Origin of the sequence: Citrobacter sp. Ce129 (genome assembly GCF_030334545.1) — a bacterium.
In the GTDB taxonomy this organism is placed as follows: Bacteria; Pseudomonadota; Gammaproteobacteria; order Enterobacterales; family Enterobacteriaceae; genus Citrobacter; species Citrobacter europaeus.
Genome location: NZ_JAOWDS010000019.1, coordinates 1 through 289, shown reverse-complemented (window position 1 = coordinate 289; position 289 = coordinate 1). Strand labels below are relative to the sequence as shown.

Genomic DNA, 289 nt, shown 5'->3' with positions numbered 1-289 from the left:
GACTGTGTCAGGGAGGAAAATAACCCAATCATCCCGTCCCGGAGTGTCTGTGTACCATTCAGCATGCCGGTCAGCATGTTAGAGGTTCGCTCCTGGGTGGTTTCCATCAGGCCAATGGCGAGGCTGTTCAGGTTTCCCTGCGACTTATAAAGCTCCACCGCCGTCTGGTACTGCGCATCAGCGGAATCTTTATCCGCCTTTTGCTTCAGCAGTTCGTACTGCTCTTTGTTGATCGCATCGTTCTGGTAAAACGCCTGCAGCAGTGACTGACGCTCGGCCAGTTGATTGC

1 protein-coding gene is annotated in these 289 nt (G+C 53.6%); it reads right to left on the bottom strand.

The features are described from left to right. Positions 1-289, bottom strand: a 289-nt coding sequence (locus tag OGV77_RS24780) for a hypothetical protein (protein ID WP_286502524.1), incomplete at both ends; no start/stop codon positions are given.